Raw genomic sequence first — 26,294 nt, 5'->3', positions numbered from 1 at the left:
GGGTCTACGTACAGCCCAACGAGTCTGCATTCGCCCTGCGCCATCGGCAGGTTGTCGTACCAGATACCCGCCGTGTCCGCACACATCAATGTGGCTGCACCGACGCGTCTCTTTGATTCTCGCTCCTCCACGGTGAGACACGTCATCCTCACACCAGGAATCTCTTTTTCTGTGATCACGCGAGGCAACCATTCTCGAAGATTATTTCTAGACCGTTCCGAACCCAGTACGTGCTCACTCAGGACGAACCCGGATACCGGAGCAGGATCCACCGGTTTTCTATCCGTTACGTAGCCATAAAACACAATCCTCGAGCGAAACCATTTCCTCTCGCGCCAATTAGACTTAAACGGGCCGTCATCTTTCATGCTGAGCCCCGACTGTGCGCTGCAAAATCCAGAGACGATACACAAGGATGGCTATACTTCCAACGATGGCGAACATCGTCAGACTGAGAACATCATCTGCCCATGAAATTACCAAAATTGGGCTAATCACAATAAATGCCCATCCCATCGCGGACGCCTGGTTAGTTAACAGCTCCACTAATGGCTGATTTGTCACCCAATGCGCCCACGAAAGAAATATGCCCCGTGCGATAAAAGTACCCAACGAGAATAGGATAACCGCTAATATTATATCGCCAAGAAGAGCGCCGACTACCAAGCCGGATAGCCGCATAACCAGAAGAAGAGACTGAAAGAACAGTGCATGAGCTTGCTTTTCAAGTACCGTTGTTAGTGTGGTGATCGGCGAGGTGATAAAATTAATGTAGATCATAGGTGCAAGCCACTGCGCATAAACACCCGCCTCGCGCCAACTTTCTCCGAATATGCCGGAAAAAAGGCTGGGTGCAAACAAGGAAAACAGAACGATGGGAGGGAGAGCAATTTGGGACAACGTCGCGGTGATGCGTGAAACTGCGGTCCCAAGCTGATCGTTACGGTGGTTGTCCGGCGCATCGCCAAAGAAGACGTCTGCGACGGCTTTTCCAATCAGTTGAGCTGGCATGGCCAGCACCCGGTGGGCGAGCATATACAAGCCGGCCACCGCCGGGCTGAAAAGGGCCGCGAATAGTAGTGGTGGCGTTTCTGTTCCCAGCGTATTGAATCCGCCGGCCCATGTTGAATAGATTGGAAATCGCCGGTAGCGTTTAGCAGCCCACATTACGTCACGGCCGCGCACCTCTCCGAGTAGGTGGCGTTTCGGTCTCACAACCAGGCGATACAAGGTGGCGATGCCAGCCGCCTGCCCCATAATCCGGCCTATCAACAACGCTACCGGCCCGAGCGCGAAGCCACCGATCTGTACCGCAGTCATCACGATGGACTGGGTGAGCTTGGTCCGGGCAATCGGCCCATACGCCCTTCGCCGAATGGCCCAGTAACTCAGAACCTGATAGACACCAAGGAGAAACAAACCCAATGGCAAGAGCCATAGGTAGGGAGCCAACTGGGGCACATTCAGTAGATGGCTGACTGGTTCGCCGAAGAACAACACCACCAAGGCGCTCAGACCAGCCATGCCGACGACCACCAGAACGCTCAGAATGGCGACCCGCGCCGCGTCGGCATCGTCTTCCGGTAGCGGGATGGCTAGCTGGTAACGCAAGCTGGCAATCACACCCAAGATCCCTAGCAGCGACGCGAATACCGCGAAAAGCCCAAAGTCCTCCGGGCTGTACAGCCGCGTGAGGATGGGCGATGCGGCGACAACGATAATCTGCCCGGCCGCCGTTCCGCCGGCGAGGACAGAGACACTGCGAGCGAAGCGGTTCTTCGGCAGGAGGCGCTTGATGCGTTCCTTCATCGCGCGACTACGCGGCCGCCGCTGGCCACAGAACCACACGGGACGGGCTTATGGTGTTCAAGACGATACGGCATGTGAGTTGTGGGTTCGGCCCTGTTTGTATGGATTGGGAGCATTGCGGTTGAAAGCCGTATCGGCGACGGACAGACACGGATCAACACAGACAAGGGTGATGCACGGGCAGTCGATCGGCTTGTGTCACATTGAAATCTGCTGATCTGCGTGCATCCACCGATTACCGATTGTCTTTCTGGTGGATGCTCGGCGGCGTGGCGGGGAGCAGTACACGCCCCGTGTGCGTTTGTGCCGTGACGATATCGGCCATGTGGCGCATCTGTAACCACACCTGTGGCACGACAACCTGATGGATGAACTGCTGGCGTTCCGCCTCCGGCGGAAGCTGGGCATCTTGCCCAAGTGTGTACTCCGCCCGGTAGATCAGGCGTGCATGGAACACGATCAGGTCATCGTCGGCCGACGCCGAGGTCTTTGCATCCGGGTGCAGGCCTCTCAGGTCGAGCTCCAGACGCACATGAATCAGCGGGCCCTCATTCTCGCCCCCGACGGCCATTCGCCCGGTGCTCTCATCGCTCGAATGCAGGCGGCTGTTCAGTATGCCGGGACGATCTCCCGGCATGGAGGCCGGGCCGCGTTCGTAGTCGATGCCATCCAGATAGGCATCGAGGAGTTGCGCATGAGTGGCCCACTCAGGTAGGGATGGGTGTTTCTGCGCCGCCCTGGTCATCGGGCCATCACCCAGGCGGCGTCGATGCCGCCAAAGCGGTGGTGAGTTTCGATCCAGTATTCGCCATCGGGACCGGTGGCGAGATCGATCTGCACCCGATCAATCCCGTCATGCGGCAGGTTCTGCATCAGGTGGTCGATGTCGCGCCAGGCGTAGCCGAGTGCCCCCAGGGTCCAGGTCCGTATCAGCCGGTCGGCCATCTGCTGCACGGACACATGCCCCTGCTCCCAGCGCGACACGGTCACCGGGCTCACCCCGATGCGCCGGGCCAACTCGTTCGCGGTCAGATTCAGTTCTCGCCGCAACAGCGCAAACTCGGCCCCCGTGAGGGTGCGGTTGAGGGCGCAGAGCCGGTCCCGGATCTGGCGAGCCACCTGGACATAACGCGGGATGTGGATGGCCTCGTCACCGCACTCGCGGCAACGCGTGCGCGGCGTGTTGAGAAACACGACGGAGTGCACGCCGAACTCTTCGGCGCGATGCGTAATGCAGTCGTGCTCGAGTTGGGTGGATCCGCAGATGATGCACTGGTCCATGCTGTTCACTCCGAACACGTAACGGTCACGATGACCAGGGTGTCGTGGTTGGGGATAGCCGTGACGACAGCCGTTCTCCCCCACTCGTCGACGAAGGCGACGCGGTACCGCCAGGTACCATTCTCATGCCGGGCTTCATCTACATGGCCTTCTCGCAGCACGTGGTCCACCCAGTCGGCATGGATCTGCCGCTCGCGCATTCTCTGGCGGGCGTGACCGCTGAAGGTGCGCGAGACTTGTGGATCCCGCGCCATTTCGTGAATCCGGCGCGTGGCCTGCTCCGCTGTGAGTGGATGATCGATGCCGTCCCTGGACATTCAGAAATTAACACAGTGTTAAGTTTGTTTCAGATGCCACGCGTACCATGTCCTTAACCAGCCAGCAGTGCGCGAGCAACCGCTTGCTGCTCGGCTTCGGTGATGTACGGGTGCATGGGCAGGCTGATGACCTGCTGGCTGGCCTGCTCGGCGTTCGGGAAGTCCTCGGGGGTATAGCCCAGCTCGGCGAAAGCCGGCTGGCGGTAGAGCGGAACCGGATAATGGATGGCGCTGGGGATGCCCCCCTCTTTCAGGCGCGCCTGCACCGCTTCGCGGTCCCCTGCGCGGATGGTGTACTGCGCGTACACGCTGGTGTTGCCGGCCGCTACATGGGGTGCGGCGATATCGCTCAGCTCCCCGGCATTCAGCAGTGCGGTGTAGCGTTCGCCCGCCTGGCGACGCAGTTCCACCTCCTCGGGGAAGATGTCCAGCTTGGCCAGCACGATGGCGGCCTGCAGGGTGTCCATGCGCCCATTCACGCCGATGACCGGGTGGTGATAGCGCCGGTCCTGACCGTGTACACGGATTTCGCGCATGGCCTTGGCCAGTTCGTCGTCGTCGGTGAACAGCGCGCCGCCGTCACCGTAGCCACCCAGCGGCTTGCTGGGGAAGAAGCTGGTGGAGCCGATGGTGGAGAGCGCGCAGCTCTTGCGGCCGTTGTACGTGGCCCCGAAGGACTGGGCGGCGTCCTCGATGACGGGCAGGCCGTGCTTTTCGGCAATGGCGTTGATGGCGTCGAAGTCCGCTGGCTGGCCGTACAAGCTGACCGGCATGATGGCTTTCGTTCTCGCGGTGATGGCGGCCTCGATCCGGCTCGGGTCGATGTTGTAGGTGGCCGGGTCAATATCGACGAACACCGGCTTCGCCCCCAGCAGGGCAATCATCTCGCCGGTGGCAATGAACGTGAACGGGGTGGTGATGACCTCGTCACCCGCGCCGATGCCCAGCGCCATCATGGCGATCAGGAGGCTGTCGGTACCGCTGCTGACGGTGATGCAGTGCTTGCTGTCGGTGTAGGCGGCGAGGCGTTCTTCCAGTTCGCCGACCTCGGGGCCCATGATGTACTGGCCGTGGCGCAGGACGCTTTCGACGCGGCGTTCGATTTCCGGACGGATCCGCCGCTGCTGGGCGGCCAGGTCGATGAAGGGGATTGCTGTCTGTTCCGTGCCGGCCCCGCGTTGCAGTCGGGCCAGTGCCTCGCTCGGTTGCAGCGTCTCGCATTCGCCAAGCGTGTCGAAGGTCGCGTCCAGTGTGACAATGGCCACTTCACCGCCGCGCAGGCTGCGTGCCCCGGCGGCGATCTGGGCATCCTCGAAATCATGCGCGTCGGCGTAGAGTTCGGCCTGTTCGTGCCCGCACAGGCTCAGCACCGCGACTTGTGCCAGCAGTTGCTGCATGAGTTGCTGCACCGTGGAGCGGGCGGTCTCGGGCTCCACTCCCAGCTCCTGCAGGCGCCGCACGGCGACAAATTCCAGGGTGCTGAGGGCGCTGGCCCCAACCCAGAGCATGCTGCCCGCTTCCACCGCCTCTTCGAGGAGCCGCGCCGTGGGGTTGTTTTCCACGTCCGCGTCCAGCCACATGTCGAGGATAGCGCTGACGTCGAGGATCCAGTGCCGATCAGCCACGGTGCTTGTCCTCCCAGGCTTGCGCCCGGCGCTCGCGGATTTCGCTCTTGCTCAGCGCGCGGTTCTCTGCCGATTGCAGGGCCTCCCGGATGGGGGCCTGGGTCGACTGAAGCCGGGCAATGAAATTGGCGCTCTTCGCGGTTCCGCTGTGGCCCGCGAGGGGGGGCTGTCCGCCGGTGGTGGCGCCTTCTTCCTCAGGTTCGATTTCTTCATCGGGCACCGTGACCTGAACGCGCACCCGCGGATGGCGGAGCTTGAGCGGACGGGCAAACTGCAGGTGGCCTTTGTCGTCGAGTGTGGCTTCGATTTTCATGATTTCACCTCGGAATGCTGGGGCAGCTCACTCTCTGCCAAGCGTTGTGCCACGGAGGACATAGAGGGTACCCGTGGCGGGGCACTGCGCTGTGGCATCGCCCTCCAGCGGCAGGTCGAGCTGTTCGCCGTGTTCGCTCATCCAGCCGATCTGTTTGGCCGGCACGCCGACCATCAGGGCGTAGGGCTTGACGTCCTTGTTGACCACCGCGCCGGCACCGATGAAGGCGTGCTCGCCCACGGTGACACCGCAGATGATGGTGCAGTTGGCACCGAGGGTGGCGCCACGCTTGACCAGGGTGGTGCGGTATTCATCCTTGCGCGGGATGGCGGAACGCGGGTTGTAGACGTTGGTGAAGACCATGCTCGGGCCGCAGAAGACGTCGTCTTCCAGGGTGACGTCGTCGTAGACCGAGACGTTGTTCTGTACCTTCACGTTATTGCCGATCACCACGCGGTTGCCGACAAAGACGTTCTGGCCGAATGAGCAGCGCTCGCCGATGCGGGCGCCGGCACAGATGTGCACCCAGTGCCAGATGCGGCTGCCCTCGCCAATGGTCGCGCCATCATCAACGATGGCCGTTTCGTGTACTTGGTAATTCATGGTCTTGTGTTTTCTCGCCAAGTCGCGGAGGCGCCAAGGTGGTGAAGCTCTTGTGCCAATCGTACCTCTCACGGTGTGCCTGCTGAGTTGATGATCCGGATCAGACCGTGCTTGAGCATGGGGGCACCGAAGTTGATGAGCAGACCCAGGCGGCTGTTCGACAACTTCAGGTACGTCAGCAACTGCTTTTTGTGAACAGGCTGCACTTGTTCTACGGATTTGAGCTCTACGATCACTTTCCCGTCCACGATCAGGTCAGCACGAAAGGCATCGCGAATATTCAGGCCCTCGTAATCGATGCTAATGGGCACCTGCACATCCACTTGGCACCCCCGTGCCCTTAGCTCGTACGTGAGGATCGATTCGTACACCGACTCGAGCAATCCCGGCCCCGTCTGCACATGGACCTTGTAAGCCGCATCAACAATCTCTCTGGCGATCCTGTTTTCCTCTTCCATTCCTCATCCTTGAGGGGACTCAACTTAGCGCCTTTGCGTGAGGATCAATACTCCAGCGGCAGGGAGACGGTTTTGCCGTCGCGGGCGGAGAGGTAGGCGGCGATCAGCAGCTCCAGGGAGCGCAGGCCTTCGCGGCCGTCGGTTTCGGCCTCGGCCTCGCCGCGCAGGGCATCGACCACGTTCTTGTAATAAAGCGGATGGCCGAAGCCGTAGACGGAGGTGGTCTCGTAGTTGGCCTGGAGCACGTCTTCGTCGTAGTCGCGCTCGTCCGCGAAGTCCCAGTGCTGGATCTCGTTGACGGCAACGCCACCGACGCGGACGCTGCCCTTCTCGCCCAGGATGGTGATGGAGCCCTCGTAGTTCTTCGGCCAGGTCAGCATGGTGACGTTCATGGAGCCGAGGGCGCCGTTGCGCCAGCGGATGTTGAGGACGCCGCTGTCTTCCACTTCGATGTCACGCGCCAGGGCGCCGGTCATCGCCTGAACGTCGGCCACCGGGCCGATGAGCCAGTCGATGAGGTCGACGTAATGGGAGGCCTGGTTCATGAAGGCGCCGCCATCGAGCTCCCAGGTGCCGCGCCATTTGGCCGAGTCGTAGTATTCCTGCGGGCGCGTCCAGAAGACGTTGATGGTGACCATGTGGATGCGGCCGAAGCGCTTCTCCTCCACCGCGCGCTTGAGCAGTTGCAACGTGGTGTTGCGGCGGTTCTGCTTGACCACAAACAGGCGCACCCCGGCCTTGTCACATGCCTTGACCATACGCAAGCCATCACTCCAGCGGGTGGCCATGGGCTTTTCGGTCATGACGTTGACACCGTAGCTGGCAGCGAGCTCGGCCTGATCCGGATGGAGGCCGCTGGGCGTGCAGATGCAGACGAGGTCGAGATCCTCCTTCTGCAGCATCTCTTCCATGTGGATGTAGCCAGGGACGCCATACTGACTTGTATGGGCCTCAAGGGTGCTGCTGTCGATGTCGCAGACGGCGCCCAGTTCCATGTCGTCGTGGTGCACTTCAAGGGCGCCGAAGTGGTTCTTCGAGATGCGACCGCAGCCGACGACGCCGACGCGAATCTTGCGATTGTGGATGGTGGGGAACATCGTCTTCCTTTTTTGTCGTTTACAGGCGCAGGTCGACCTGATCGGGAGGCAGCAGACCCTTGATGTCGTAGAGCACGTGGGTGGCGCGGCCGTAATCGCGCAGGGCCGTAGCGCCCTGCTCCGCGAACTCGCGGTGGCCGACGGCCAGGAGCACGGCATCATACTGGCCGTTACCCGGGCGCTCGGTCAGCTCAATGCCGTACTCGTCGTGCGCCTCTTCCGGATCGGCCCACGGGTCGTGGACGTCGATGGTCATGCTGTAGTCGCACAGCTGACTGATAATGTCGACCACACGGGTGTTGCGCAGATCGGGGCAGTTTTCCTTGAAGGTGAGCCCAAGGATCAGGACGCGACTGCCGTCGACCTGAATGCGCCGCTTGAGCATGGTCTTGACCAGTTCGCCGGCGACGTAGGCACCCATGCCGTCGTTGATGCGCCGGCCGGCGAGGATCATCTCCGGGTGGTAGCCAATCTGCTGCGCCTTATGCGTCAGATAGTAGGGATCGACGCCGATGCAGTGGCCACCGACCAGGCCCGGCTTGAAGGGCAGGAAATTCCATTTGGTGCCGGCGGCGGCGAGGACTTCGTGGGTGTCGATGCCGAGGCGGTTGAAGATCAGTGCCAGTTCGTTGATCAGGGCGATGTTGACGTCCCGCTGGGTGTTTTCGATGACCTTGGCGGCTTCGGCGACGCGGATGCTGCTGGCCTTGTGGGTGCCGGCGGTGATGATCGCAGCGTAGAGGGCATCGACACGCTCGGCGATGTCCGGTGTGGAGCCACTGGTGACCTTGACGATGTCGGTGACGCGGTGGGCCTTGTCGCCGGGGTTGACGCGCTCGGGGCTATAGCCGACGTAGAAGCCGTTGCGATCTGCGTTGTAGCGCAGGCCGGATGCGGCTTCGAGCACCGGAACGCAGACTTCTTCGGTGGCGCCGGGATAGACGGTCGATTCATAGATGACCAGGTCGCCCGGTTTGAGGGCTCGGCCCACTGTTTCGCTCGCACGGATGAGCGGGGTGAGATCAGGCTGGCGGGCGCTGTCTATCGGTGTCGGCACGGTCACGATGAAGGTAGTCGCCGCCGTCAGGTCTGCCGGGTCCGTAGTAACCGTGAGGTGGGTGGCCGCGGCCAGTTCGTCGTCTTCGACCTCGCGGGTGGTGTCGTGGCCATCGCGCAGTTGGTCGACGCGTTTTGCGTTGACGTCAAAGCCGATCACCGGGCGCTGCTGGGCAAACGCTACGGCCAGCGGCAGGCCGACGTAGCCAAGTCCGATGATGGCAAGGGGTTCGGATGAGTTAACGGCAGTCATTCACTCGCTCTTGCGGTTGTGTCGTCAGGGTCGGATCCGGGCACCTGCCCGCTTCCTGAAACAAAGTTGGCCGACCAGGCCGAAAAGCAGCCAAAGGGCCAGTGCCACCGGAACCCCTCAGCAGTCGATCGTCGAAGCGATGCCACCGCGCCACCACAAAGCGGTTCATCGCGTAGTGCGTGAGCGAGCGGAAGAAGGCGGAGAACCGGATGAGCCCAAAGGCGGCCGCGCCCAGCGCGAGGATGAAGGCATCCACCGAGGTGAAGCCGAGGCCTTCGTAGACGGTGTTGAGCACCGGGTTGGTCTGCACCACTTCGGGGTTGCCCAGCACGCTCAGGAACGGCATGACCGAGGCGACGCCGGCGGTTTCCAGCACGGCCATGACGATGACCATGCCGAGAACGAGGCTGCCGCGGCGTTTTTCCTTGGGGGTTAGGAGGGCCAGGGCTTTGCGGTAGGTGCTGAACATTGCTGGGTACTGGATTCCGGGTGCTGGTTCTGGAGGGGGCAGCGCGTGCGAGAGGGGGTATGGCTCGCCTGGGTTTTCGCGTGCGAGCACGCTCCTACAGGGGTGTGTTCAGCGGTTGAACGCAGATTGGACCATGGTTGGGGGGTTGGGCTCAAGGTTTGGGGGGTGGCTCGGGCACCAGAAAGCACGCTGACCGGCCGCAGGTAACGATGAAGAGCCCAGTGCTCTGGTCAGATGGATTCGGGTTGTGCCCCATCGCGCAGGGGGTCGCGCTTCTGTGATGGCGGTTCTTTGCCGTATGAGCGTGTCTGTAGGCGAAGCCTCTGCCGGCGTCCGACGCGGGCAGGGGCTTCGCGGCCAAGGCCGCTCCCACAGGGGGGCTAGCATTGGGTAGGGGACGCCAGGCCTCCTACAGGTGGGGTTGAGACCTCTGGGTGTGGCGGGAATCAAGCGGCCCGGGATCGCAGGAGCGGCCAGGCACCCTGTTTGGATGCTTCAAGGATCACGACTTCGACGATCGTTCCGTCTTCTGCGTAGCTCACGTGCGTATTCCAGTCCTGTGAGCATTCCCGCGTAATCGGCTTTTCCGAGAGGTGGAGTACGAGAATGTCGTCCCCTTCGTCATAAGTAGTGCGCATTGTCACTCTCCCCAGTCAAAGTGGTGCATAACGGTTTTGACCACCAACTGCTCCTCAAGGATCACGGCTGCACAGATAAGATTATCGGACCGCCCCTCGAAGTGTTTCGCCACCCAAAGCCGTATCTCGTCCTTGTAACGCAAGTCGCCGCGCTCAATCAATTCAAACAGTTCGTGTTCAGAGATACCGCGCTGCTTCATGCGCTCTTGTGCGTGGCGAGTGATCGCTACCTGCCGTTCAAATCTCTGGGAATGCATTCCATTGCGTTCCATAAAATCTTCCGTAGAGGAGGCTAGCCTCTGGCCGATTGTGCGTTAAGGGTTGCGGATGAAGCCCATGGCTTCGAGTTTGAGGAGGATGCGATGGGCGGCTTCGTCCGGGGTCATCTCGCGGGTGTCGAGGCGCAGTTCGGGATTTTGTGGTTCCTGGTAGGGGTCGTCGATGCCGGTGAATTCCTTGATGAGGCCGGCGCGGGCCTTGGCGTAGAGGCCCTTGCGGTCGCGGGCCTCGCAGGTTTCCAGCGGTGTGGCGACGTGGACCTCGATAAAGCCCCCTACCCGCTCGATGCGTTCGCGCACGCGGCGGCGCATGTCGGTGTACGGCGCGATGGGGGCGCAGATGGCGCAACCGCCATTCTTGGTGATCTCGCTGGCGACATAGCCAATGCGCTGGACGTTGATGTCGCGGTGCTCCCTGGAGAAGCCGAGCTCGCTGGAGAGCTCCTTGCGCACGATATCGCCATCCAGCAGCGTGACGGCGCGCCCGCCCAGCTCCATCAGCTTGACCCGCAGGGCATTGGCCATGGTGGACTTGCCGGAACCGGACAGGCCGGTAAAGAACACGGTGAAACCCTGGCGGTCGCGCGGCGGGAAGCTGCGGCGGAGCTCCTGCACCACTTCTGGATAGGAGAACCACTCGGGGATCTCCAGGCCTTCGCGCAGGCGGCGGCGGAATTCCGAGCTGGGGAGGCTGAGGGTGTGTTCGCCCTCGCGCACTTCATCTGCTGGAACAAAGTCCGCCCGGTCCTGCACGTAGGTCATGGCCTGGAACGGGACCATCTCGATGCCGATCTCTGCGGCATGGCGCTGGATCAGTTCCTGTGCCTCATAGGGGCCGTAGAAGGCCTGTTCGTCCGGGCCTGCGTCGGGGCTGGCATGGTCGCGGCCGACAATCAGGTGCGTGCAGCCGTAGTTGCGGCGGATGATCGCGTGCCACAGGGCCTCGCGCGGGCCGGCCATGCGCATCGCCAGCGGCAGAAGGCTCAGCTGGGTGGTCTGCTCCGGTGCCTGGCGCAGCACATGCTCGTAGCAGCGCACGCGGGCGTAATGATCCACGTCGCCCGGGGCGGTCACGCCCACGACCGGATGGATCAGCAGGTTGGCCTCGGTCTGGCGCACGGCGCGGCGGGTGAGCTCCACCTGGGCGCGGTGCATGGGGTTGCGCGTCTGGAAGGCGACCACGCGGTTCCAGCCAAGCTTCTGGAAGTACTCGCGCAGCTCTCTCGGGCTGTAGCGGTAATTGCGAAAGTCGTGGTGGACCGGGGCCTCGAGGCCGTGCAGCGTGCCGCCCAGATAGACGGGGCCCGTGCGATGCAACAGCTCGTTGACGCCCGGGTGCGCGGTATCGGTGATGCCGAACACCTGTTCCGCCTCGCGCGTGCGATCGGGCGTCCAGCGATGCTCCACGTCCATCACCGCGATGAGCATCCCCTCGGCATCGCGCAACGCGATGCGGCTGCCCTCCTCCACCTGCGCGGCGAAGGCTTCGGTCACGTCCAGCGTGATCGGCATCGGCCACAGCGTGCCGTCGGCCAGGCGCATGTTCTCGAGCACGCCTTCGTAATCCGCCGGGCCCATGAAGCCCGTCAGCGGGGAGAAGCCCCCATTCAGCAGTAGCTCCGCATCACACTGCTGGCGCAAGGTCAGGTCCCAGGAGGGCATATCCCGCGCCGCTTCTTTCAGGTCGCGCGCAGTCGCCTCATCCACATACCGCTCGCAGAGCGTGCCGCCATACGGCGTAATCAATTCCATTCCGTCATCCGTTCTCGTATTGCATTCTGTAAGAAGCCAGCCCTCTGGCCGATTGGGGTCTGGATACGCCCCATCGCGCAGGGGCTGCACTCCTACCGTTCCGGCCAGATGACGCCGTGCGGGAGTTTCCGGGTCACCCTGGAATGCGGTGCACGCGCAGGCCCGGTACCTTTTCAAAGTCGCCATCGCCCGTCACGAATGCGCCTTCCGGGTCGGCCGCGAGCAGGGACGCGGCCTGGATAGCGTCAGGTGTTCGCAGGCCATGGTGCGCACGCAGTTTTGTTGCCTCGTCCAGAACGGCCGTATCCAGCGCGATGACCGACAACCCCGGGTCGCCGAAAAACACATCTAGCTGTTCAAGAACCCGGGTGTTCGATTCGCGTAGCGGGCGTACGCGGCATTCCAGACGACTCAAGGCGGATACCGCCAGCGCCGGAGGGCCGTCGCTCTGCTCCAGATTTCTGAGCACCTGTCGGACCGACTCTCGGGTACGGGTATCACCCTCCAGGAGGTAGATGATGGCACTGGCATCCAGAAACGCCAGCATCAATCGGACCAGCCTTCGCGCTCCGCTTGCAGTTCGCGGTCCAGATCCGCCCGGCTTCGGGGTGCGGCCGGCGATGCATCGTCTTCCAGCAATCGGTGCCACAACCGTCCCCTGGCCTCGGCGCCCTCGGCCAAACGCTGGTACGACTCCTCGCTCAGGATCACGTAACGCGGACGATTGCGCTGGATCACGTGCACCGGCCCCTTCTTTAGCGCCCGATCCACTGCGCTAATGCCGCGCCGCTTGATCTCCTGCGCCGAAATCACGTTCTCCATACACCCTCCGGTACCTCTTTCGGTACCGATTATAGTACCCAGGCAGGAGGCCAGGCCTCTGGCCGATTACGCCGCGGAAAGCCCATACAACGCGCGTTAGCGGAGCAGAAGCTCCTGACGCGTCCGGCACCTGTAGGAGCCGCCTCGGCGGCGAAGCCCCTGCCAAGATCCGACGCGGGCATGAGCGTTCGCCTGCAAGCAGGCTCCAACAGGATGCTCATGGGAGGCTGCGAATTTGACCACGCACGCGCAGGATGGGCAAACGCGGGGGCCGACAGACTTCTGCGACGGAACTAACGGCCGCATCGCTTCCTGGTTCCCTTTGTTCGGCGAAACCCGGAAAATGCGTGCGCTTGAACAATGACTCGAGACCACCCGATGCCCCCGAACGACGACAAATCCAGCCCATCCGCGTCTCCCAGAGAACGCGACGAGAGACTCTCTGGTCCCTACGACGACGAGATCAGCCTGGTCGACTTGTGGAAGGTGCTGGAGCAGCGCAAGTGGTGGTTGTTCGGGATTGCGTTCGCCGTACTGCTGGCAGGCGTGGTGTATGCACTGATGCAGACTCCGCGCTATGCGTTCGACACACACATTACCCTGCCATCGGATCTCGAGGGTAAGCCCTTGGTGGACGTGGCGACCCTGCGCGAAGAGACGGAACTCCAGTTGGTTGGCACGGCCATCGCAGAGTTAGTCGGCGAACACGACGTACGCGGGCTTTCGGCCACGCTGGAGCGACTGGGCAAAATGCCCGTGGTGAAACTCTCGACGCTGGCTCCAAAAGAACGAGCCTCGTCGGTGGAGGCATTGCACGCCCGAGTTACGGACGCCCTGTACGCACGGGCCGCGGAACGTATTGCTGTGACACGGCAGGCACTCGAAGGCGAATGGATGGCACTGCAACGGCAGCACCAGTTCCGTCAGGCAACGCTTGATCACAAGGAGCAGGAGTTCGGCCTGGCGCTGGACTCCGCGGAGCGCCAACTGGAGCGCCTTGCGGCACGCGAGGAGTTGCTGGGCGAACAACTGTCGGAAGTGCAATTGCTTCTTGACGACCTGGCCGGTCTCGGTGGTGACTTGTCGGCCAACGCCCGTGTCGAGCAGCAGACCACCCGCTCAAGCCTGATGGAGCGGGCACATCGCCTGCGAGAGGAGATTGAGGTCAGCATTCCCGCCGCACGGGAAGCACTACAACAGGAGGCGGAGCGCAAGACCATGGCGCTGCAGGAACTGCCCTTCGCTCGCACACTGGATCGAGACTGGTTCGAGTATGCGCGGCTGCAACATGAACCTGTAATTGAGCGCCACGCCAATCCGGAAATCGGCGAGATCGCCGTGATGTCGGCCTCCCCGGCTGAGGACCGCCGCGGCCTGATCATTGCACTTTCTGTAGTGCTGGGACTCATGTTGGGTGTGTTTGTGGCGTTCTTCAGGGAGTTCCTGGCGAACGTACGGGCCGCGGAGAACAGTTAGAAGCTCGCACCGCTTATTCGGCCCAAGCCGCACCACCCTCCCCTGTCACCCCGGAAACCGCATAGCGGTTATCCGGGGTCTTTAATGTTGGGGGCGCCGCATCACCGGAGATCCCGGCTCTTCGCTGCGCTACGGCCGGGATGACGGGGTGTATGGGGGCGGCGGCCGAGATGGCGGTACGCCTCCGATGGATTGATGGATCCATTGGAGGGTGAATCGGGCGCGGTTTTGTGGGAGCGTGCTTGCACGCGAAGGGGTGCCAAGGGATAGCTTTGGCGGGGGCTTCGCGAGCAAGCTCGCTCCCACAGGTTGTTGGCTGGGTTCTGGTTAGTCGCTGTTGAAGAGGTCGCGGGTGTAGATTTTGTCGGTCTGGTCGCGGATGTCGTCGGTGATGCGGTTGGCGACGATGACGTCGGCGATGCGCTTGAACTCGTCGAGGTCGCGGATCACACGAGAGCGGTAGAAGTCGTCGTCCGGAAGTTCCGGCTCGTAGACGACGACCTCGATGCCCTTGGCCTTGATGCGCTTCATCACGCCCTGGATGGCGGAGGCACGGAAGTTGTCGGAGCCGCTCTTCATCACCAGACGGTAGATCCCGACAACCCTGGGGTTACGCCGAATGACAGCGTCGGCCACGAAATCCTTGCGCGTGCGGTTGGCATCCACGATGGCGCCGATGATGTTATTGGGGATCTCGTCGTAGTTGGCCAGCAACTGCTTGGTGTCCTTCGGCAGGCAGTAGCCGCCATAGCCGAAGGATGGGTTGTTGTAGTGGCTGCCGATGCGCGGGTCGAGGCATACGCCGTCGATGATCTGGCGAGTGTCCAGGCCATGGGTCTCGGCGTAGGTGTCCAGCTCGTTGAAATACGCCACCCGCATGGCCAGATAGGTGTTGGCGAACAGCTTGATCGCCTCGGCCTCGGTGGAGTTGGTAAACAGCATCGGGATGTCGTCGTCGATCGCACCCTCGGCCAGCAGGTTGGCGAAGGTCTCGGCGCGCTCGGACTGTTCCCCGACGATGATGCGGGACGGGTGCAGGTTGTCGTACAGCGCCCGGCCTTCGCGCAGGAACTCCGGCGAGAAGAGAATGTTGTCGCTCTCCATCTGCGCCTTGATCTCGCGCGTGTAGCCGACCGGCACGGTGGACTTGATCACCATGGTGGCGTGCGGGTTGATCGCCAGCACGTCGCGAATCACGGATTCGACCGTGTTGGTGTTGAAGTAGTTGGTCTGCGGGTCGTAGTCCGTGGGCGTGGCGACGATGATGAAGTCCGCCCCCTCGTAGGCCTGCTGCTTGTCAAGCGTGGCGGTCAGGTTGAGCGGCCGGTTCTGCAGGAAGTCCTGGATCTCGGCGTCGATGATCGGCGATTCCTTGCGGTTGATCTGCTCGACCTTCTCGGGCACCACGTCCAGCGCCACCACCTCGTGGTGCTGTGCCAACAACACCGCGTTGGAAAGGCCTACATAGCCGGTACCGGCGACTGCGATCTTCATCCCGAATTCCTTGTCGTTCCCGTTTTTTGATGTGCGCATTGGTTGCGGTTAGCCACCTTTTGCGGCTGTCCAGTACCGTATCGGCGAGGGTCCGCCCTCTGGCCCCGAAACCGTAGGAGGCCAGCCCCTGGCCGATGGGGCCTTTCCAACACCCCATCGCGCAGGGGGCTGCGCTCCTACAGCGACAGCCCGATGGCTGGCCGGGCTTCGCCCCAACCGACTCGCTGGGTTAGCGCGCGCAGAATACCGGCGCCTGGCGATGGCGTGTCGTGCACGGTGCGCGTTCCATAAAGGGCTATCGTGGCTTCAGTCACGTTCCTGGCGCCGCACCTCGGCCCGCAGCTGTTCGATCTCGGCCATCAAGGCCTCATGCTCCGCGCGTTTGCGCTGCAGGAAGTAGTACGCCAGTCGCGCCTTCTCACTCACGCCGCTCGGGGTGAGCTTGTAGAGATATCCGCGCTTGTTGCCGCTGCGCGTGAAATTCTGCGCCTTGACCCAGCCACGCGCGAGCAATGCCCGCAGGGCATGGTTCGTACCGCCGATGGAGACCCCCAGCTCGCGCGCCAGCGCGCGCTGCGAGCGCGTGGGGTCTTCCTCCAGCAAACGCAGGAGTTTGAATTGGAGTTCGTCGGAAGGCATGGAGTCGCGGTTTCAGCAGCGCGAAAGGCCGCTTGGCTCTGGCTGTTCATTCAATGAACGGCGATTGCAGCACGGGACCCTGTCTGCTGCAAGCCTCCATGCCACGGAGTAATACGGTCATTCCGATGATGACGCCACTTGGCCGTACGTCTGCGGGGCGTGATCCGCCGGCGCGTACTCATGTACGACACTGCGCAGTGCGCGGCAGGCCAGGTCCACTTCCATTTCGCGGTCCGCGCGATCGAGCTGTACGAGCGCAGCACGCACATCCTCGGGAGCCACGCAGTCCTCACGGGCACGCATGATTCGAGGATGCACCGTGGCTTCCACGTTATCCCCGATCAGCAGTTCCTCGTAGAGCTTCTCGCCCGGACGCAATCCGGTGAAGACGATCTCGATGCCGTCTTCGGGGTAGCCGTCTTCCTTCACCTGGCGCCCGTGCAGCCGGATCATTCGGCGCGCGAGGTCGACGATGCGCACGGGCTCGCCCATGTCCAGCACGTAGACCTCACCGCCTTCGGCCATCGCCCCGGCCTGAATCACAAGCTCGGCTGCCTCCGGGATGGACATGAAGTAGCGCGTGATCTCGGGATGGGTAACGGTGACCGGCCCACCATCGCGAATCTGCTGGTGGAACAGCGGCACCACCGAGCCGGAGGAGCCCAGGACGTTACCAAAGCGCACCATGCTGAAGATGGTCCCGCGCTTCTCGCGGGCGCGGTCCTGCAGGACCATCTCGGCCATGCGCTTGGTCGCGCCCATTACGTTCGTAGGCCTGACGGCCTTGTCGGTGGAGATCAGGATGAAGCGCTCGACCCCGGCCTTGAGGGCGGCATCCGCGAGAATGGCCGTACCGAATACGTTGTTCCGCACGCCTTCGATCAGATTGGCTTCCACGATCGGCACGTGCTTGTAGGCGGCAGCGTGATAAAGCGTCTGTACGCCAAACTCCTGCAACACCGCCGCCACCCGGCGCGGATTGGCAACAGACCCAAGAACTGCGTGAATCACCGGCATCCGGCCGGTTGGCACCGATCGCTCCTGCAACTCGCGCTCGATGCTGTAGAGGGCGAACTCGTTGCGCTCGTAGAGTATCAGCGCGGCGGGCTCCTCCAGCACAATACGCCGGCACAATTCGGAGCCGATGGAGCCGCCGGCCCCCGTAACCATAACCACGCGACCGCGAATGCTGCGCTGCAGCAACTCGGGCTCCGGCGGGACCGGATCACGCCCGAGAAGGTCCGCCACATCGATGTCTTCCAGCTGTTCCAGGCTGGCCTGCCCAGAGACGACCGCCTCCATCGACGGCACGGACTGGACATAGAGCGGCAGATGCTCAAGCTGCTCCAGGATGTGTCGGCGTTTATTGCGGCTAGCCGAGGGGAGCGCCAGCAGCAGACGCCCCACACCGAATCGATTCACCAGCTTCGGCAGGTAATCCGGAGAATGAACCGGCACACCGTCGATCGAACTCCCCTGCAGGGCCCGGTCTTCGTCCACGAACGCGACGATGCGGAAACGACCACCGGCCTTAAGCGCGGAGAGGAGCTGGACCCCCGTCTCGCCCGCGCCATAGACGACCACGGGTTCTGCGCCCGACACGGCATCCACAACCGAGCGATACCAGGCCCGAACCAGGAAGCGGCTACCAGCCACATAGAGAAACGCCACGATGGCGAAATTGATCGGAACCGATCGAGGAAAACCCTCCAGCTGGACGACCGCCACGGCTGCCCAGATCAGCATCGCCAGGATCACCACCCCGGAGCTGACCGCCCAGATGGCGCGCGAGCCCATAAACCGCACCACCGCGCGGTACAGACCCAGACGGGTAAACAGCGGGATTCCCACGATGACGATCAATGGGAACAGCCACCAGGTCTGCTGCATGATCGGCGGGAAGGGTTCCGCCAGGCGAATCATGAATCCGGACCACAGGGCGAGCGGCAGCATGACCACATCCGCGGCGATCATCAGCCAGCGCTTCTTGCCGCGCGGCAGTCTCAGCAGACGTTCCAGCCCACGATTCAGCATGGTGTGTTGTGCGCGTCCGGCATCCTGATCCTGACCTAAAACCCTATATACAAAACTCAGCCCGACCACACTACATCAAGTGCCGGTCCCTGGCGCCCGCCGCACCCCATCGCGGCGCACGAAGCATAAGCAACCCCTGATGAAAATGCACTTCTGGCGATGGGCTGATCTCTTGGAGCTGTGTGTTGCCATTGTTCGCGCTGGCAGGGCTTCGCGGGCAAGCCCGCTCCCACACCCACTCGAGCCGCCCAGGATGGGCCGAGCTGTGGGAGCGGCCTTGGCCGCGAAGCCCTTTTGGAGCCGGAACCCTACAACCAAATCGCATCCCACAGCGGATAGTGGCGCAGGTTGCTCACGAGCCCCGCCCGCAGAGGATTGGCCACCACATAACGAGCCACGGCCTGGAGGTCCTCCTCCCGGCGCAAAGCGCGGTCATGGAAACCCGGCTGCCAAACCCGGCACGGCCGGCCACGCAACTCCCCGATTCGGCGAGTCGTGGAACCCTTCACCTTCTGCACAACGCGGGAGAGATCTCCAGCTTCGAGTTGCATCAGCCAGTGCATATGGTCCGGCATGACCACGAAGCAGAGCGTATTTGCTTCGCCTTCCAGCTCACGCATCGCATGGACGCAACAGCGCCCATGCTCAAACCGCGAAAACCAGGCCTCCCGGTCGGCGCAAACCGCCGTGACCAGGTAAACCCTTCCGTGCTCGCTGACCCGCCCAAACCGCAGCCGGTGGGATCGTGCCTTCCGTGGCATTCGAACCTCCCGTGATTGTTACAGCTATACCCTTTCCACTGCCCGAAACTTGTGTGGGAGCGGCCTTGGCCGCGAAGCCCCTGCCAGAGCCGACCCGGGGCAGGGGCTTCGCGGGCAAGCCCGCTCCCACAAAACCAGCCCCACAAGACCAATCCCACCAAGCCACTTCCTCCAACCCGATCCCACGGGAGGTCTTGTCAGGAGAGGAGCTGGGCGAGGTCGTCGGGGCCGAGGATGGGGATGTCGAGGGATTCGGCTTTGGTGACCTTGGAGCCGGGGTCGGCGCCGGCGATGACGGCGGTGGTCTTTTTGGAGACGGAGCCGGTGACTTTGGCGCCGCGGGCCTCGAGGGCGGCCTTGGCTTCTTCGCGGGTCATGGTGTCGAAGCTGCCGGTCAGGACGTAGGTGTTGCCGGCCAGCGGGGCCGCGTCGCTCGACTCTGCCGCTTGCGGCCGGGGCGGATCGGGCCAGTGGACGCCGGCGTCGCGCAGCGCCTGGATCACGTCGCGGTTGTGGGGTTCGGCAAAGAAGTTGGCGATGTGTTCGGCCACGATGGGGCCGACGTCCGGGACCTCCTGCAGCGCCTCGGCGTCGGCCTGCATCAGCGCGTCCAGGTCGCCGTAGTGCGTGGCCAGGTTGCGGGCGGTGACCTCGCCCACCTCGCGGATGCCGAGAGCAAAGATGAACCGCGCCAGCGTCGTCTCGCGCGCCTGTTCCAGGGCGTTGACGAGGTTCTCGGCAAGCTTGGGGCCGACCCGCTCCAGGGCCTCCAGGCGCTCGGCGTCCAGCGCGAACAGGTCGGCCGGGCTTTGCACGATACCGCCATCGGCGAGCTGCTCGATCAGTTTCTCGCCGAAGCCCTCGATGTCCATCGCCCGGCGCGAGACGAAGTGCTTCAGCGCCTCGCGGCGCTGCGCGGGGCAGACAAGCCCACCGGTGCAGCGCGCGACGGCCTCGCCCTCCGGGCGTTCGATGTGCGAATCGCACTCCGGGCAGCGGGCCGGCATCTCGATCGCGCGGGTGTCCTGCGGGCGCTCGCCGCCGGCGCGGCCGACCACTTCAGGAATTACGTCGCCCGCGCGGCGCACGATTACGCGGTCGCCGATACGGATGTCCTTGCGCGCGATCTCGTCCATGTTGTGCAGCGTGGCATTGCTGACCATGACCCCGCCGACCAGTACCGGCTCCAGCCGCGCGACCGGGGTCAGCGCCCCGGTGCGGCCCACGCGGAAGTCGACGGCGCGCAGGTTCGTCGTCTGCTCCTCGGCCGGGAACTTGTGGGCAATGGCCCAGCGCGGCGCGCGCGAGACGAAGCCCAGGTGCTGCTGGTCCTCCAGCGAGTCGACCTTGTAGACGATGCCGTCGATCTCGTAGTCCAGCTCGCGACGACGCTCGGCCAGGCGCTCGTAGTAGGCGAGACAACCCTCCACCCCTTCCAGCACCGCGCGCTCGGGGCAGACCGGAAAGCCCAGCTGGTGCAGCCAGTCCAGCGTGCCGGACTGGGTGTCCGGCAGCTTGCCGCCCTCGACATGCCCGACGGAGTAGGCAAAAAAGCTCAAGGGGCGCCGCGCCGTCACCTTCGGGTCCAGCTGGCGCAGGCTGCCGGCGGCGGCATTGCGCGGGTTCATGAAGCCGCGCTGGCCATCGGCCTCCAGCCCCTGGTTCAGGCGCTCGAAATCCGAGCGGCGCATGAACACCTCGCCGCGCACCTCCAGCACGGCCGGCGCATCGTCGGTATAGCGGTCCCCCAGGTGCAGGGGGATCGGGCGTACGGTGCGGACATTGCCGGTCACGTCCTCGCCGGTCTCGCCGTCGCCGCGCGTCGCGGCTTGCACCAGGCGGCCGTTCTCGTAGATCAGGCTGATCGCCAGGCCGTCCAGCTTGGGCTCGGCCATGTAGGCGACCGCCTGCTCAACGCGGTCGGGCTCGCCAGTCTGTTTGGTCAGGCGCTCACGCACGCGGCGGTCGAAGTCGCGGATCTCGTCGGGTTCGAAGCCGTTGGCCAGGGACAGCATCGGCAGCCGATGCCGCACCGTGTCGAAACCGGCGGCGGGGGCACCGCCGACACGCTGGGTGGGCGAATCCGGGGAGACGAGTTCAGGGTGTTCGGCCTCGAGCTGTTCGAGTTCGCGCATCAGCGTGTCGAACTCGGCGTCGGAGACCTCCGGGTCGTCGAGAACGTAGTAGCGGTAGTTGTGGTGCTCGATCTGGCGCCGCAGCTGCTCGATCCGTGCGCCCGCCTCCCCCGCCGCGCCCTCGCGGGACGCGGAGGGCGAACTCACCGCGCCCTCCGCCGCCGCAGCAGGTCCGGACGGTGGCGCATCAGCCACTCGTTCAGATCCTCGCGCATGTAGGCGAGCGTCTGGTTGGTGGCAGTGGACTGCTGGGCATCAAGGATGGAACCGCCGAGATCCCGCGCCAGGCCGTGCGCATTCTCCAGCAGTGCCTCGAACGCGCGTTGCGGATCGGCGCTGTTGTGCACCTGCACGAACAACGTGATGCCAGGGGTCATCGTGTCCGTCAGATCCTGTTCGCGCAGCGTGCCCGGCGGCACCATGTTCGCGGCGGAGAACAGGGCCTGGCGGCCGTCGATCTCGGCATCGTGGTAGTGGTAGATGTCCATCGCGCCCGGCTTGAGGCCCGCGCGCTGCAGCGCAGCCCCCAGGGCGACGCCGGTAAACGGCCGGTTGCGCGGCGCGACCACATGCAGCAGCAGGATCTTTTCGTCCGACCCCGGGCCACCGCGCAGCGGGTTGCGCCCCACCACACGCGGTTCGGACACAAACTCGCCCAGGGTCTCCATGTCGGGCGCCGGCTCCTCGATCAGCTCGGGGTCGACCTCGTGATCCGGGTGCAGTTGTTCGCCGAGCGTCTCTTCCGCACGCGGGCGGCGCAGGCGCGTCCCGCGCAGCGCGGCGATCCCGGAGCGCATACGGCCACTCAACTGGTCCATCACGCCCTTCGCGGTTTCCGCGGCGCTCGACCTGGCTCGGCGTCGCGGCGCATCCTCCGGGTCCGGCTCGAAGGCGCCATGGGGCGGCGGCGGAACCGGCTCTTCGTCGTTGTCCAGGACGCCGTAGATATCCTGCGCTCGGTCGGCATGGCGCTCACCCGGCGCCAGGGGCTCGCCGTCGTCCGCCGAGGTCACGCCCAGGTGCGGCTCCGCGCGGTCGTGCTGGGGAATGCGCACGTCGTCGAAGTCTTCATCGGGATCGGCAGTATCGGCGTCCCGCGTGTACTCGCGCGAGGTCTCCAGGGGATCGGCCCAGCCCGCCTCGGCCCCAAGGCTGTCGGAATCGCCCTCGCGTCTGCGCGGCGCGGGGTCGTCCTGGGCGCGAATGTGCACCGCGTCGTCACTCCAGTCGGTGGCGTCATCATCCAGATCCTGCGCGCGATCGCGCGTGCGCAGGCGATGGGCCATCCAGATACCGGCGACCAGCACGATCCCCAGGATCACCAGACTGATGCGCATCCAATCCACTCAATACCTCGTCTTTCCGGTTGTACGACCGCGCCCCAACCCGTGGGATCGCAGGGATCAGGCCTCGGCCAGTTCGACGGCCTCGTCGATATCCACGCTCACCAGGCGCGAGACGCCCGGTTCGTGCATGGTAACGCCGATCAGCTGTTCCGCCATCGCCATCGTGGCCTTGTTATGGGTGATAAAAATAAACTGGATCTGCTCGGACATGTCCTCCAGCAGCTCGCAGAAACGCCCGACGTTGGCCTCGTCGAGCGGCGCATCCACCTCGTCCAGCATGCAGAAGGGTGCCGGATTCAACTCAAAGATAGCGAACACGAGCGCCGATGCTGTGAGCGCCTTCTCGCCTCCGGACATTAGATGGATGGTGGACAGGCGCTTGCCCGGCGGGCGGGCCATGATGTTCACGCCGGTATCCAGCAGGTCGTCACCGGTCATCTCCAGGCGCGCCTCGCCGCCGCCGAACAGGCGCTGGAACTTCTGCCCCAGCCCGGCGTTCACCTGGTCGAAGGTCTGCTTGAACAGCTGACGCGTCTCGCGGTCGATGCGGTGCATCGCCGCCTCCAGCGTCTCCAGCGCCTCGATCAGATCGGCATGCTGCTCCTCGAGGTAGCGTGAACGCTCCTCCAGGCTGCGCGCCTCGTCGATCGCCGCCAGGTTGATCGGCCCCAGGCGGTCGATCTTGCGGTCGAGTTCCGCGATCGCCTGCTCCCAGGCCGGTACCGTCGCATCCCCCGCGAGCCCCTCCGCCAGCGGGCCGGCCTCGAATCCCGACTCCTGGAACTGGCTCTTCAGCTGTTCGATCTGCACCGAGCGCTCGCGCTGATCCAGGCGCAGCTCCTCGCAGGTGGAGCGCTGCGCCTCGACCCGGCTGTCCAGTTCGCTGGCCTGCGTGGCCAGTTCCCGCAGCCGCGCATCGCAGGCCTCGAGATCCGCGCGCGCCCGGGTCAGGCGTTCTTCCGCCTGCTGGCGCTGCTCCGCGGCGGCCTGCAGATCCCCACGCCACTGCTCCAGCGGCCCCTCGCGCCCGGCCAGGCCCTGCTGCAGCTTTTCCAGGCGCTCGCGATCCTCCGCGCGCTGGCGTTCCAGGCGCTCGCGTTCGCTTTGCTCGCGCTCCAGCCGGTGGCGCGCCTCCTGCTCCGCCATGCGTGAACGCCCGGCAACATCGCGCGCCTCGCGGACCGCATCGCGGGCCTGACTGTGGGCGTCGCGCGCGGCCTCCAGTCGACTCTCCAGTGTGCCGCGGTCGGCCTCCAGTGTTTCCAGCGTGGCGAGGGCCTGGTTGCGTTCCTGCTGCGCGGTCTCCAATTGCTCCCGGGCGCGAGCTGTTTCTTCTTCCAGTTCGCCCGCCTCGCGGTCGATCCGCGCCTGCTGCTGTTCCAGCTGCCGGGCCTGATCGCGCAGGCGCTGGATGCGCCGGTCGCGTTCGTCGATCTCGCCCTGCTGTTCGCGCAGCTGGGCATCCAGCCGGTCGCGCTCGGCCTGCGCGGCATCGATGGCCTCGCCCCGTTCCGCCAGGGTCGCCTGGTGCTGCTCGACCTGCCCCTGCAGCTGCTCTTCCTGCTCGCGCAGCTCGCGCGCCAGGCGCACCCGCGCGACCGCGCCGGAGGCCCCACCTTCCAGGGTGCGATGCGCGACCCACCCCGGCCCCATCCAGGTGCCATCGGGCGTGATCACGCTCTCGTCCGGTGCGAGGTTCGCAACGCGGCCCCGGGCCTCGCCGAGATCCTGCGCGCAGTGGATGCGTGACAGCCACTGCGTCACCGCCGCGGAGCCGCGCACGCGGCCGGCGAGCGAGTCGTCCGAGGTCGCCGCGGCGGCATCCGCCTGCGTACTCACCAGGCGCAGCGCGGCATCCGGCCAGTCCTGCGTGGCCTCGGGCGCGTCCAGCACGGCGGCCTCCAGCCAGGCCCCCAGCACCAGCTCCACGGCCGTATCCCAGCCGTCGTCGACCTCCAGCTGCTGCACCAGGGGCCGCGAGAGGTCCAGCCCCTGTTCGCGTGCCCAGGCCTCACGGCGCTCGCGTGTCTGCGCCGGGTCGTCCTCGCCGGCGAAGTGTTCCAGCCCCGCCAGACGCCCCGCGACCTCGCGCGCCTCGCGCTCGGCCTGGTGCAGGGCGTCGCGGGCCTCGCGGCGGGCCTCGGTGAGCTGGTTCAGTTGTTCCTGCTGCTGCTCGTGCTGCTGGCGCAGCTGCTCCAGGCGCTCGGCCAGGGCATCGCGTTCGCCCTGCATCCGTTCGGCCTCCTCGCCCGGATGGGTCTGCGGCAGGGCCGCGCGCTCGGCGTCGAGGCGTTCGCGGCGCTGCTCCAGCCGCGCGAGCTGGTGTTCGGCGTGATCCATGCGCGAACGCGCGAGCTGCGCATTCTGGCGCGGCTCGGCCAGGGCGCGTTCCCACTCGGACTGGGCCTCGCGAGCGGCCTGAAACTCGTTTTCGGCCTGCTCCGCTGCGGCCTCCAGGCGTTCGCGCTCGGCCTCGGCGGCCTCCGCCTCCTGCTGGCGCTGGTCGCGTTCGCGTTCGGCCTGGGCAATGCGCTGTTCCAGCGCCGCGAACGCCTCGCCGGCCGTCTGCAGGCGCTCTTCCAGCTGCCGCAGTTCCGCGCGCTCGCGGGCCAGTTCGTCCTCCGCATGGCGGATCGACTGCTCCAGGCGCGAGACCTCGGCGGCGCGGTCGTAGTAGGCGGACTGCGCCTCGGTAGTGGCCGCCTCCAGGTCCACGCGCGTCTGGCGCTGCTGTTCGGTCTCGGTGCGCACCTTTTGCGCCTCCGCCTGGGTGCCCGCCAGTTCGGTCTCGGCCGCCTGCAGGCGCTGTCGGCTCCCTTCCAGTTCCTGTTCCTGCGCACGCAGACGCAGCAGGATCGCCTCGGCGCGTTTCTGGCGCCGCTCGGCGGCGAGGGTCTGATACTTCTCGGCGGTGGCGGCCTGGCGATTGAGGCGTTCGGCCTGCTTGGCGACCTCGTCGCGCACGTCGTCCAGGCGCTCCAGGTTCTCGCGGGTGTGGCGCACGCGGTTCTCGGTCTCGCGCCGGCGCTCCTTGTACTTGGAGATGCCGGCGGCCTCCTCGAGATAGACGCGCAGTTCCTCGGGGCGGGCATCGATCAGGCGCGCGATCATGCCCTGCTCGATGATCGCGTAGCTGCGCGGGCCGAGGCCAGTGCCCAGGAACAGGTCCACCACGTCGCGCTTGCGCGCGCGCTGGCCGTTGAGGAAGTACTTGGACTGGCCATCGCGCGTCAGCGCGCGGCGCACGGCGATCTCGCCGTAGGCGCTGTACTCGCCGCCCAGGCGACCGTCGGAGTTGTCGAAGATCAGCTCGATCGAGGCCTGCCCGACCGGCTTGCGGCTGGAGGAGCCGTTGAAGATCACGTCCTCGCTGGAGTCGCCGCGCAGGTGCTTGGCCGAGGACTCGCCCATCACCCAGCGCACGGCGTCGATGGTGTTCGACTTGCCACAGCCGTTCGGCCCGACGATGCCCACCCGGTTTCCGGGCAGCACCAGCGTCGTCGGGTCGACGAAGGACTTGAAGCCGGCCAGCTTGATTCGGGCGAGTCGCACGTTCGGCGTAATCCGCGGTCAGGACACTCGGGGGTAGAATGGTACACGCTTGTGCCGGTAACGTTCGCGTGCAAGCACGCTCCCAC

Annotated in this window: 24 protein-coding genes; 1 reads left to right on the top strand and 23 read right to left on the bottom strand. The window is 64.6% G+C overall.

The window, feature by feature from the left end; genetic code table 11:
* Positions 1 to 357 precede the first annotated feature (357 nt).
* From G015_RS0109245 to G015_RS0109175, 16 genes are all read right to left on the bottom strand, one after another.
* Positions 358 to 1,809 (bottom strand): lipopolysaccharide biosynthesis protein, encoded by a 1,452-nt coding sequence (locus tag G015_RS0109245; RefSeq protein ID WP_020146550.1) that lies wholly within the window; start codon positions 1,807 to 1,809, stop codon positions 358 to 360.
* Between the two features lie 235 nt (positions 1,810 to 2,044).
* The gene (locus tag G015_RS0109240; RefSeq protein ID WP_020146549.1) at positions 2,045 to 2,554 is read right to left on the bottom strand and encodes a hypothetical protein; all 510 of its coding nucleotides are present in this window, start codon (positions 2,552 to 2,554) and stop codon (positions 2,045 to 2,047) included.
* Complete coding sequence (locus G015_RS0109235; RefSeq protein ID WP_020146548.1) at positions 2,551 to 3,090, bottom strand: type II TA system antitoxin MqsA family protein; 540 nt, start codon at positions 3,088 to 3,090, stop codon at positions 2,551 to 2,553. The genes G015_RS0109240 and G015_RS0109235 overlap by 4 nt, the downstream gene beginning before the upstream one ends.
* A gap of 5 nt (positions 3,091 to 3,095) precedes the next feature.
* Positions 3,096 to 3,407, bottom strand: a complete 312-nt coding sequence (locus G015_RS0109230) for a DUF4258 domain-containing protein (protein ID WP_232196819.1) — start codon at positions 3,405 to 3,407, stop codon at positions 3,096 to 3,098.
* A gap of 53 nt (positions 3,408 to 3,460) precedes the next feature.
* Positions 3,461 to 5,032, bottom strand: a complete 1,572-nt coding sequence (locus G015_RS0109225; RefSeq protein WP_083925122.1) for a DegT/DnrJ/EryC1/StrS aminotransferase family protein — start codon at positions 5,030 to 5,032, stop codon at positions 3,461 to 3,463.
* Positions 5,025 to 5,345, bottom strand: a complete 321-nt coding sequence (locus G015_RS0109220; protein ID WP_020146545.1) for a hypothetical protein — start codon at positions 5,343 to 5,345, stop codon at positions 5,025 to 5,027. The genes G015_RS0109225 and G015_RS0109220 overlap by 8 nt, the downstream gene beginning before the upstream one ends.
* Positions 5,346 to 5,372: 27 nt before the next feature.
* A complete protein-coding gene (locus tag G015_RS0109215) occupies positions 5,373 to 5,948 on the bottom strand; it encodes an acyltransferase (protein WP_020146544.1) in 576 nt (191 codons plus the stop codon).
* 68 nt (positions 5,949 to 6,016) lie between these two features.
* Complete coding sequence (locus tag G015_RS0109210; protein WP_020146543.1) at positions 6,017 to 6,406, bottom strand: GxxExxY protein; 390 nt, start codon at positions 6,404 to 6,406, stop codon at positions 6,017 to 6,019.
* A gap of 44 nt (positions 6,407 to 6,450) precedes the next feature.
* Positions 6,451 to 7,503 carry a Gfo/Idh/MocA family protein gene (locus G015_RS0109205; RefSeq protein ID WP_020146542.1) on the bottom strand — a complete coding sequence of 351 codons (1,053 nt, stop codon included), beginning with the start codon at positions 7,501 to 7,503 and terminating at the stop codon, positions 6,451 to 6,453.
* Positions 7,504 to 7,522: 19 nt separating this feature from the next.
* Positions 7,523 to 8,812, bottom strand: a complete 1,290-nt coding sequence (gene tviB, locus G015_RS0109200) for a Vi polysaccharide biosynthesis UDP-N-acetylglucosamine C-6 dehydrogenase TviB (RefSeq protein WP_020146541.1) — start codon at positions 8,810 to 8,812, stop codon at positions 7,523 to 7,525.
* Positions 8,799 to 9,281: a hypothetical protein gene (locus G015_RS0109195; protein ID WP_020146540.1), complete on the bottom strand. Its 483-nt coding sequence runs from the start codon at positions 9,279 to 9,281 to the stop codon at positions 8,799 to 8,801. The genes tviB and G015_RS0109195 overlap by 14 nt, the downstream gene beginning before the upstream one ends.
* Before the next feature lie 446 nt (positions 9,282 to 9,727).
* Positions 9,728 to 9,919, bottom strand: a complete 192-nt coding sequence (locus G015_RS13655; protein WP_020146539.1) for a DUF2283 domain-containing protein — start codon at positions 9,917 to 9,919, stop codon at positions 9,728 to 9,730.
* 2 nt (positions 9,920 to 9,921) lie between these two features.
* Positions 9,922 to 10,176 carry a DUF4258 domain-containing protein gene (locus G015_RS0109190; RefSeq protein ID WP_020146538.1) on the bottom strand — a complete coding sequence of 85 codons (255 nt, stop codon included), beginning with the start codon at positions 10,174 to 10,176 and terminating at the stop codon, positions 9,922 to 9,924.
* 57 nt (positions 10,177 to 10,233) lie between these two features.
* Positions 10,234 to 11,949, bottom strand: a complete 1,716-nt coding sequence (locus G015_RS0109185; protein WP_020146537.1) for a bifunctional sulfate adenylyltransferase/adenylylsulfate kinase — start codon at positions 11,947 to 11,949, stop codon at positions 10,234 to 10,236.
* 133 nt (positions 11,950 to 12,082) lie between these two features.
* Entirely contained in the window at positions 12,083 to 12,496 is a 414-nt protein-coding gene (locus G015_RS0109180; protein ID WP_020146536.1) for a PIN domain-containing protein, read from the bottom strand.
* Positions 12,496 to 12,771, bottom strand: coding sequence for a type II toxin-antitoxin system Phd/YefM family antitoxin (locus G015_RS0109175; RefSeq protein WP_020146535.1), 276 nt, complete (start codon positions 12,769 to 12,771; stop codon positions 12,496 to 12,498). The genes G015_RS0109180 and G015_RS0109175 overlap by 1 nt, the downstream gene beginning before the upstream one ends.
* A 378-nt stretch (positions 12,772 to 13,149) precedes the next feature.
* Here G015_RS0109175 and G015_RS0109170 point away from each other — a divergent pair, with 378 nt between their 5' ends.
* On the top strand, positions 13,150 to 14,247 hold the full coding sequence (locus tag G015_RS0109170; RefSeq protein ID WP_020146534.1) for a Wzz/FepE/Etk N-terminal domain-containing protein: 1,098 nt from the start codon (positions 13,150 to 13,152) through the stop codon (positions 14,245 to 14,247).
* Positions 14,248 to 14,574: 327 nt separating this feature from the next.
* Here G015_RS0109170 and G015_RS0109165 read toward each other — a convergent pair whose 3' ends face one another.
* The 7 genes from G015_RS0109165 to smc all read right to left on the bottom strand — a co-directional run bounded on the left by G015_RS0109165 (position 14,575) and on the right by smc (position 26,208).
* Positions 14,575 to 15,741, bottom strand: a complete 1,167-nt coding sequence (locus tag G015_RS0109165) for a nucleotide sugar dehydrogenase (RefSeq protein WP_020146533.1) — start codon at positions 15,739 to 15,741, stop codon at positions 14,575 to 14,577.
* Positions 15,742 to 16,047: 306 nt separating this feature from the next.
* Positions 16,048 to 16,380, bottom strand: coding sequence for a MarR family EPS-associated transcriptional regulator (locus G015_RS0109160; RefSeq protein WP_018994130.1), 333 nt, complete (start codon positions 16,378 to 16,380; stop codon positions 16,048 to 16,050).
* Positions 16,381 to 16,497: 117 nt separating this feature from the next.
* Positions 16,498 to 18,414, bottom strand: a complete 1,917-nt coding sequence (locus tag G015_RS0109155; RefSeq protein WP_020146532.1) for a nucleoside-diphosphate sugar epimerase/dehydratase — start codon at positions 18,412 to 18,414, stop codon at positions 16,498 to 16,500.
* Between the two features lie 308 nt (positions 18,415 to 18,722).
* Complete coding sequence (locus G015_RS0109150; protein WP_018994132.1) at positions 18,723 to 19,175, bottom strand: transposase; 453 nt, start codon at positions 19,173 to 19,175, stop codon at positions 18,723 to 18,725.
* A gap of 197 nt (positions 19,176 to 19,372) precedes the next feature.
* Positions 19,373 to 21,457 (bottom strand): NAD-dependent DNA ligase LigA, encoded by a 2,085-nt coding sequence (ligA, locus tag G015_RS0109145; protein WP_020146531.1) that lies wholly within the window; start codon positions 21,455 to 21,457, stop codon positions 19,373 to 19,375.
* Entirely contained in the window at positions 21,454 to 22,647 is a 1,194-nt protein-coding gene (locus G015_RS0109140; RefSeq protein WP_020146530.1) for a cell division protein ZipA C-terminal FtsZ-binding domain-containing protein, read from the bottom strand. Before G015_RS0109140 ends, ligA begins: the two co-directional genes overlap by 4 nt.
* A 66-nt stretch (positions 22,648 to 22,713) precedes the next feature.
* Positions 22,714 to 26,208, bottom strand: coding sequence for a chromosome segregation protein SMC (gene smc, locus G015_RS0109135; RefSeq protein ID WP_020146529.1), 3,495 nt, complete (start codon positions 26,206 to 26,208; stop codon positions 22,714 to 22,716).
* Positions 26,209 to 26,294 lie beyond the last annotated feature (86 nt).

It is taken from the genome of Thioalkalivibrio sp. ALJ15 (genome assembly GCF_000383695.1).
Classification (GTDB): domain Bacteria; phylum Pseudomonadota; class Gammaproteobacteria; order Ectothiorhodospirales; family Ectothiorhodospiraceae; genus Thioalkalivibrio.
The sequence above is the reverse complement of the archived record's forward strand: the minus strand, read 5'-3'. Positions and strand labels throughout refer to the sequence as shown.